Origin of the sequence: Saccharopolyspora sp. ID03-671 (assembly GCF_045278815.1) — a bacterium.
GTDB classification, from domain to species: domain Bacteria; phylum Actinomycetota; class Actinomycetes; order Mycobacteriales; family Pseudonocardiaceae; genus Saccharopolyspora; species Saccharopolyspora ipomoeae.
Window position 1 is genome coordinate 1902466 of the sequence record NZ_CP134054.1, and the last position, 5799, is coordinate 1908264.

At 74.9% G+C, this 5799-nt stretch carries 1 pseudogene; it reads right to left on the reverse strand.

Annotated elements, in window-relative coordinates:
- Window positions 1-4: 4 nt before the first annotated feature.
- A pseudogene (locus REH65_RS08515) lies at window positions 5-5503 on the reverse strand (type I polyketide synthase); the annotation flags it as partial.
- Window positions 5504-5799 lie beyond the last annotated feature (296 nt).

The following is a 5799-nucleotide window of genomic DNA, read 5'->3' on the forward strand; positions in this document are numbered from 1 at the left end:
TCCTTCAGTCCTGGCCGTCGAGTGCGGCTTGCACCAGGTCATCGACGGACATCGCGTCGATGCCGTCGTCGTGGGAGGGCTCGGCGTCGTCGCGACCGATCAGCTGCAGCAGCGGTTCCAGCACGCCGATCTCCCGCAGCTGCGAGAGCGGGACCCTGCCGAGCAGCCGCCGGATCTCGGCTTCCTCGTCGTCGTGGGCCCCGGCGTCGTCCTGGGCCCCGGCCTCGGGCAGCAGCTCGCCGAGGACGTGCTCGGCGAGGTCGGCCGGGGTCGGGTGGTCGAACACCAGCGTCGAGGCCAGGCTCAGGCCGGTGGCCGCGCCGAGCTGGTTGCGCAGCTCCACCACCGCCAGCGAGTCGAACCCGAGGTCGCGGAACGGCCGGTCGGCGCGCACCACCTCGACGTCGGGCTGGCCCAGGACGGCGGCCGCGAGCGTGCGCACCAGCTCCAGCACCGCGTCGAGGCGCTGGTCGGGTGCGAGCCCGGTGAGCTGCTCGCGCAGCGCGGGTTCGGACGGCGTCGCGCTGTCGGTGACGTCGTCGCCGATGAGCTCGCGCAGCAGCGGGTTCGGGCGGGCCGGTCGGCCGGAGCGGCCGGTTTCGACGGCGGCGACGACCGCGGTCGGTTCCGGTTCGGCGGCCAGCTGGCGCAGCGCGGTGCAGGCCAGTTCCGGCGCCATCGGCTTGATCCCGGCGCGCTGCGCGCTCTGCTCGGCCTCGGCGGAGCCCGCCATGCCCCCGCCGCCCCAGGCTCCCCAGGCGATCGAGGTCGCCGGAGCGCCTCGGGACCTGCGGCGTTCGGCCAGGGCGTCGAGCGCGGAGTTCGCCGCCGCGTAGTTGGCCTGGCCGGGGCTGCCGACGGCCGAGGACGCCGAGGAGAACAGCACGAACGCGTCGAGGCCGGAGGTCAGCTCGTCGAGCAGCAGCGCCGAGTCGACCTTGGAGCGGAAGACGTCGGCGAAACGTTCCGGTGTCATCCGGTCCAGCACGCCGTCGTCGATGACGCCCGCGGTGTGCACGACGCCGGTGAGCGTGCCCGGCACCGCGGCCAGCAGCGCCTGCAGCTCCGCCCGGTCGGCGACGTCGCAGGCCGCGACGGTGACGCCGACGCCGATCTCCTCCAGCTCGCGCCGCAGAGCGTCGGCTCCGGGCGCGTCGGGGCCGCGCCTGCTGGCCAGCACCAGGTGCTCGGCACCCCCGCGGGCCAGCGAGCGGGCGACGTGGCCGCCGAGCGCGCCGGTGCCGCCGGTGATGAGCACCGTGCCGGTGGGGTCCCACGTGGCGGCCGGTGCGGGCGCGGGCGCCTGCACGAGCCTGCGGGCGAACACCCCTCCGGCGCGCACGGCCACCTGGTCCTCGCCGTCGAGTCCGGCGAGCACCGCGCGGAACAGGGTCGCGGCCCGGTCGTCGAGCTCGTCGGGCAGGTCGATGAGACCGCCCCAGCGCTCCGGGTGCTCCAGGGCCGCGACCCGGCCGAGGCCCCACACCCCGGCCTGCGTCACGTCCTCGACGTGATCGGTGCGGTCGGTGGACACGCCGCGGCGGGTCGCGCACCACAGCGGTGCGGTGATCCCGGCGTCGCCGAGCGCCTGGACGAGCGCGGCGGTGAGCAGCACGCCGTCCGGTGCCGATCCGCTGCCCGGCGCGGTGTGCGCCAGGAACGAGGCGACCCCGTCGATTCCGCTGCCCTGCTCGCGGAGTGCGTCGGCGAGGGCGTCGCGGTCGGGTGCGTCGACCTCGACCACGACGGTGCTCGCGCCGAGCGCTTCGACGGCGGCGGTGACGTGCTGGTCGTGCTCGCGCGGGACGACCGCCAGCCAAGTGCCGGTGAGCTCGCCGGTGTGCGAACCGCCGAGCGGGCGCCAGGCGATCCGGTGCCGCCAGCTGTCGACCTCGGCGAGGTCCTGGTGCTGCTTGCGCCAGTCGAGCAGCGCGGGCAGCACCTCCGACAGCGCGGTGCCGTCGACCTGCAGGACGTTCTCCAGCGACGGGAAGTCCTGGCGCTCCACGGCGTCCCAGAACGCCTGGTCGTCGGTGTCGGGCCTTGCGGCGGTCGCCGGAGCCGGGAGGGTGTCGGGCCAGTAGCGCTGGTGCTGGAAGGCGTAGGTGGGCAGGTCGATCCGGTGCGCCCCGGTGCCGTCGAAGAACGCCGACCAGTCGGGGCTCGCGCCGGTCACGAACAGCCGACCGAGCGCCTGGGTGAACCAAGCCTGCTCGTCGCGGTCCCGCCGCAGCACCGGAACGCTGTTGCCGACCAGCGTCGACAGCGGCGAGTCGGGCCCGATCTCGACGAAGCTCGTCGCACCGGAGGCGTCGACGTTGTCGGCGAAGCGCACGGTGTCGCGCACGTGCCGCACCCAGTGCTCGGGCGAGGTCACGTCACCGCTGGTGGCCATCGGGATCTGCGGTTCGCGGAAGGTCAAGCCCCGCACGACTTCCCGGAAGTCGTCGAGCATCGGTTCCATCAGCGGCGAGTGGAACGCGTGGGAGACCTTGAGCCGCTTGAACTCCCAGTTCCCGGCGAGCTCCAGGACCTCGTCCTCCGCGCCGGCCAGCACGACCGAGGAGGCCCCGTTGACCGCGGCGATCGACACGCCCTCGGTCAGCAGCTCGGCCACGTCCTCCTCGCCGGCCTGCACCGAGGCCATCGCGCCGCCCTCCGGCAGCGCCTGCATCAGCGAGGCGCGGGCGCTGACCAGCGCGGCCGCGTCGGTCAGCGACAGGACCCCCGCGACGTGCGCCGCGGCGATCTCACCGATGGAGTGGCCGACGAGGTGGTCGGGCTCGATGCCGAGCGATTCGACGAGCCGGAACAGGGCGACCTCGACCGCGAACAGCGCGGGCTGGGCGTAGCCGGTCTGGTCGAGCAGGCCCGCGTCGTCGCCCCACATCACGTCGCGCAGCTTCGGGTCGAGGTGCTCCAGCACCTCGTCCAGCGCGCGGGCGAACACCGGGAACCGCTCGTGGAGGCCGCGTCCCATGCCGAGGCGCTGGGCGCCCTGGCCGGAGAACAGGAACGCGAGCTTGCGGTTGCGGGCGGCTTCGCCCCGCCACACCCGGCGGCTGGTGCGGTCCTCGGCCAGGGCCGTGAGCCCGTCGACCAGCTCCTCGTGGCCGGCGGCCAGGACGGCGGCGCGCTGCTCGAACGCCGCGCGGGTCGTCGCGGCCGAGAACGCCACGTCGGTGAGCGCGTGCCCGGAGCCGACGCGGTCGAGGAGCCGTCGAGCCTGGTCGCGGAGCGCGGCCGGGGTGCGCCCCGACACCGGGACCAGCACCTCCGACACGGGCACGGTCGGTTCGGCGACCTCGGTGCCGCCCTCGTACTGCTCGATGATCACGTGCGCGTTGGTGCCGCTGGCGCCGAACGACGAGACACCGGCGCGGCGCGGGTGCGGCGCCTCCGGCCAGGCGGTTCGCTCGGTGAGCAGCCGCAGCTCGCCGGACTCCCAGTCGACGTGCGACGACGGGGTGTCGGCGTGCAGCGTCTTGGGCAGTTCGCCGTGCCGCATCGCCATGACCATCTTCATGATCCCGGCGACGCCCGAGGCGGCCTGGGTGTGGCCGATGTTGGACTTCACCGCGCCCAGCCACAGCGGCCGCTCGCGGTCCCGCCCGTAGGTGGCCAGCAGGCCCTGGGCCTCGATCGGGTCGCCGAGCTCGGTGCCGGTCCCGTGCGCCTCCACCGCGTCCACATCGGACGGTGCGAGTCCGGCCGAGGCGAGCGCCTGGCGGATCACCCGCTGCTGAGCGGGGCCGCTGGGAGCGGTGAGGCCGTTGGAGGCGCCGTCGGAGTTGATGGCCGAGCCGCGCACCACCGCGAGGACCTGGTGCCCGTTGCGCTCGGCGTCCGAAAGCCGTTCCAGCACCAGGACTCCGACGCCCTCGGCCCAGCCGGTGCCGTCGGCGTCGTCGGAGAAGGCCTTGCAGCGGCCGTCGCCCGACAGCGCGCCCTGGGCGCTGAACTCGACGAACCCGACCGGCGTGGCCATCACGGTGACACCACCGGCCAGCGCCATCGAGCACTCGCCGGAGCGCAGCGCCTGCGCCGCCAGGTGCAGCGACACCAGCGACGACGAGCAGGCGGTGTCCACCGACACCGTCGGGCCCTGCAGCCCGAAGGTATAGGCGACCCGGCCGGAGAGCAGGCTCGCCGACTGGGCGGTCTGCCACTCCATTCCGGTGATCTCGGCCGGGGCCCGGTACTCGCCGCTGCCGCCGCCGACGAACACGCCGGTGTCGGTGCCGCGCAACCGGCCCGGGTCGATGCCCGCGCGTTCCAGCGATTCCCACGCCGCTTCCAGCACGAGCCGCTGCTGCGGGTCCATCACCAGGGCCTCGCGCGGCGAGATCGCGAAGAAGTCCGGGTCGAAATCGGCGACGTCGTGCAAGAACCCGCCGCAGCGGGTGGCGCTGCGGCCCTCGTCGAAGAGCGCGCCGAGGTCCCATCCGCGGTCGGTGGGCATCTCGCCGACGGCGTCGACCTCGTCGACCAGCAGCTGCCACAGGTCCTCGGGCGAGCGCACTCCGCCCGGGTAGCGGCAGCTCATGCCGACGATCGCGATCGGTTCGTCGGTCGCCTGCCTGGTGACCTGCTGGACCGGTCCGTCGCTCGCGCCGAGCAGTTCGGCGAGCAGGTGCTCGGCGAGCTCGACGGGCGTCGGGTGGTCGAAGACCAGCGTCGCCGACAGGGAGAGCCCCGTGGCGCGGTCGAGCTGGTTGCGCAGGTCGACGGCGGTGAGCGAGTCGAAACCGAGGTCGCGGAACGGCGCGTCGTCCTCGACGGCCTCCGCGTCGCCGTGGCCGAGCACCGCCGCGGCGCGCTCGCGCACGAGGGCCAGCGCGGTGCTTCGGCGCCGTCCCTCGGGCATGGCGAGCAGTGCGCGCCGCAGCTCCGGTTCGCCCGCGGGCTCGTCGACGCGGGCCTCGGGGACGCCGGAGAACAGCACCGCCCGCTCGGCCAATGCCGGGGCGAACGTCTCCCAGTGCACGTCCGCGACGGCAACGGCAGGCTCCTGGCCTGCGACGACGCGGCCGAGCGCGGCGAGCGCGCGCTGCGCGGGCACCGCGGGCAGGCCGCTGAGGCGCAGGTGGGAGGTCATGCTCGGATCCGTCGTCTCCGCCCACGGTCCCCACGCGACGAAGCGCGTCGGGCGGCCTCGGTCGTGGCGCTGCCGCGCGAACGCGGCCAGCCGCGCGTCGTGGGCGGCCTGCTGCGCGCCACCGCGCACGCCCCAGGTGCCGGCGATGGAGCCGAGCACCAGGAACGCGTCCAGGTCGCGGTCGGCCAGCAGCTCGTCGAGGTGGCCGAGACCGGTGAGCGCGTGCTCGGGGGCGTCGGCGTGAACGACGGCGGTGAGGTCGTCGCCGACGGTGCCGAGGAGCGCGGCGAGCGCGTCGCGGTCGGCCGGGTCGCAGGCCACGACCGTGGCCTGCAGGTCAGGCAGCTCGGTCTCGCCGGTGAGCACGAGGTGCTCGGCGCCGTTGTCGGCGAGCCAGCGGGCGACGAGCGCACCCATCGGGCCGGTGCCGCCGACGACGAGGACGGTGCCCCGGGGCGTCCAGGGCTCGCCGTCGGTGCTCGCGCGCACCAGGCGGCGGGCGCGGGTGCCGTCGGTGCGGATCGCGATCTCGGACTCGTCGGCGGGGCAGGCGGTGAACCAGTCGGCGACGATCTCGGGCAGGTCGATCAGGCCACCCCAGCTCTCGGGGTGTTCCAGGGCTGCGACCTGGCCTTCGCCCCAGACGTCGGCCTGCTCGGGGTGGCGCAGCGGTTCGTCGCCGACGGCGACGGCACCGCGCG